At 24.8% G+C, this 2,938-nt stretch carries 3 protein-coding genes and 1 rRNA gene; all 4 read left to right on the top strand.

Going from position 1 to position 2,938, the window contains the following annotated elements:
* Positions 1 to 70 (top strand): 5S ribosomal RNA (gene rrf / locus LPC13_RS17270); the annotation flags it as partial.
* Between the two features lie 256 nt (positions 71 to 326).
* Complete coding sequence (locus tag LPC13_RS16565) at positions 327 to 1,298, top strand: ABC transporter substrate-binding protein (protein ID WP_234089023.1); 972 nt, start codon at positions 327 to 329, stop codon at positions 1,296 to 1,298.
* Positions 1,273 to 2,025: an ABC transporter permease gene (locus LPC13_RS16570; protein ID WP_005213668.1), complete on the top strand. Its 753-nt coding sequence runs from the start codon at positions 1,273 to 1,275 to the stop codon at positions 2,023 to 2,025. The genes LPC13_RS16565 and LPC13_RS16570 overlap by 26 nt, the downstream gene beginning before the upstream one ends.
* Positions 2,026 to 2,028: 3 nt before the next feature.
* A complete protein-coding gene (locus LPC13_RS16575; protein WP_195245675.1) occupies positions 2,029 to 2,658 on the top strand; it encodes an ATP-binding cassette domain-containing protein in 630 nt (209 codons plus the stop codon).
* The last annotated feature ends 280 nt before the right edge of the window (positions 2,659 to 2,938 follow it).

Genomic DNA, 2,938 nt, shown 5'->3' on the forward strand with positions numbered 1-2,938 from the left:
GAAAGTTAAGCTCTACAGCGTCAATGGTACTGCATGGGTGACCGTGTGGGAGAGTAGAACGTTGCCAGGTAATACAAGCACTTAGCATAAAGCTAGGTGCTTTTTTGTTATGTAAAATTATAAGTTAAAAGATAAATAAGCAAAAACACTTAGATTGATTTTTAAGTGTTTTTGTGTTTGAAATCAAAATAATAAATATATTTTAATGATGTTCTAGTGTATATCAATCCTTATATAATTTTCTTAAAATTATCAATATTAACAAATATAAAAATAATATACAATAAATGTAATAATATGATAAAATTTAGGTTGGGGTGATTAATATGAAAAATGTATTAAAAATTTTTATGATATTATTAATGAGTTGTGTAATGATATCTTGTAGTAATAATCAGGAGATTAAAGAGCATGAGGATGTAAATGCAACCTTAATTTGTCCAGATGGTTTGCCTTCAATAGCAATAAGTAAGGCTATGAATGATAATAAAAAGATTAGTTATATGAACATAGAATATTCAATACAAAAAACTACTGATTTACTTTTATCTGAGTTAATGAAGGGTGAGGCTGAATTAGCCATTGTTCCTTCTAACTTAGCATTACAAGCATATAAAAAAGGTTTAGATTATAAAATTGCTGCAACTATAGGATGGGGATCTTTATATTTAGTATCAACAGATGATATAACAGATATTTCAGAATTAAAAGGTTGTGAAATTTATAATACCGGAAAAGGCCTTACTCCAGATATAGTTTTTAGAAATATATTAACTAATAAAGGTTTTAAAGAGAGTGATTTTGAATTTTCATATGTAGGGGCTGCGTCTGAGCTTACTCCAATGGTTATGAGTGGAAAAGTTAAATATGCTGTTTTACCAGAGCCAGCATTATCTACAGTAATGGATAAAAATAAGGATATAAAGATTATATTAAATTTAAATGAAGAATGGGCTAAAATAAATAATCTTAGTAAGGGATACCCACAATCAACTTTAATAATCAAAGAAGAATTTTATAATAGTATAAAAGATACTGGCTTATATGAAGAAATTATTAATACCTTTAATGAAAGTGAAGAGTGGGTTAAGAATAATCCACAAGATGCAGCTGAAAAATGTGAAGTGTTGGGGATAACTATTAACAAAGATACTATTGATAAAGCAATAAATAATAGTAATTTAAATTTTACTAAGATTGAAGAATGCACTTTAGAATATGAAAAATATTTTTCAGTTATAGACACAGAAAATAAAGGAGAAGGTGGAGAATATGACTCAATCTTCATTAAAGAATAAGAAGTATTTAGTTATTGCAAGTATAATAATTTTATTAATATGGCAATCAGTAGCTATTATAATAAATAATAGGCTATTGATGCCTTCTTTTTTTGATGTTATAGAAAATTTATATAATTTAATATGTGAAGTAAATTTTATGAAATTAATAGTCAGTAGTATTATTAGGTGCATAGAAAGTTTTATATTATCATTATTTATATCAATAGTATTAGCAATATGTAGTTATTACAGTAAATTTATTTATAATTTATTATATCCAATAATTCTATTTATTAAGGCTATACCAACTATGGCATTTATAGTTCTTATTTTAATATGGACATCAAAAGAATTTGCGCCAATAATAATAGGAATTGTGATTTCATTTCCTATATTTTATGATGTAATATTGAATACTCTTTTAAATATAAATAAAGATTTAATACAAATGTGTAAAGTATATGAAATATCAAATATTGATAGAATTAATGCAATAATAATTCCAAGTATAATAATAGAATTAAAAAAAGTTATTAATTCTACTTTGGCATTAATTTTTAAAGTTGTTATATCTGGTGAGGTTTACGCACAGCCTAAATATGGAATAGGATCTATGATACAATTAGAAAAAATGCAATTAAATACAGCAGCAGTTATAGCATGGATGATTATAATAACAGTAATTGTTTATGGATTTGATTTGATTTTAGAAAAGATTTTTTTATTAAAAAAGTATAAGGGATAGGATATGAGGATAGAAAATATAAATATTAATTATGGGAATGATATAGTTTATGAAAATTTCAGTATAGAATTAAAAGACAACAAAATAAATTGTATTATAGGTAGTTCTGGTTGTGGTAAGACTACACTATTAAATTATATAGCTAATGAATTACTTCAAAAAGGTATAAAGATATCATATATATTTCAAAATGATAATCTTATACCTTGGAAAAATGTATATTCAAACTTGAAGCTTATTGCTAAGAATAATATTAAAGAAGATCAAGTGGAAATAGAAATAGATAAAATATTAGAAGAAGTAGGATTAAAGGAGTTTAAGTATTATTATCCTAATGAACTTAGTGGAGGAATGAAGCAAAGAGTAAATATTGCGAGAGCTTTATTAGGAACATTTGATGTAATATTAATGGATGAGCCGTTTAAATCATTAGATATAAAGTGTAAAAGCAATATTATAAGTATAATTAAAGATTTAAATATAAAAAAAGGAATAACAATAATAATGGTTACACATGATAAGGAAGAAATATTAAATTTGGCAGATAATTTATTTTTATTAGGAAATAGACCTGTGCAGATTTTGGAAAGTAGCAAATTAGGGGATTTTAAAAATATAATAGAAAAATTATAAAAAAGTATTGACTATGTAATGGAGTAGTGATAAGATAAAACACGTCGCTGATGACAAAGTAATTAATAATTCAACATATAGAGAATAATTAATTACTTTTGAAGTGATATATTAGTTTTATCGCTAAAGAAAAACAAAAATAACTTAAAAAAAGTTGTTGACAGTAATCGAAAGTAGTGATAAGATAAAGAAGTCGCTTGAGGGCGACACAGAAAATGGTCTTTGAAAATTGAACAGAATATAGTTAAAGTAAACCAGCAATTCTTTTGAGAGTCTTAAA

The sequence above is a fragment of the Clostridium celatum genome (assembly GCF_021412605.1).
GTDB lineage: Bacteria > Bacillota > Clostridia > Clostridiales > Clostridiaceae > Clostridium > Clostridium celatum.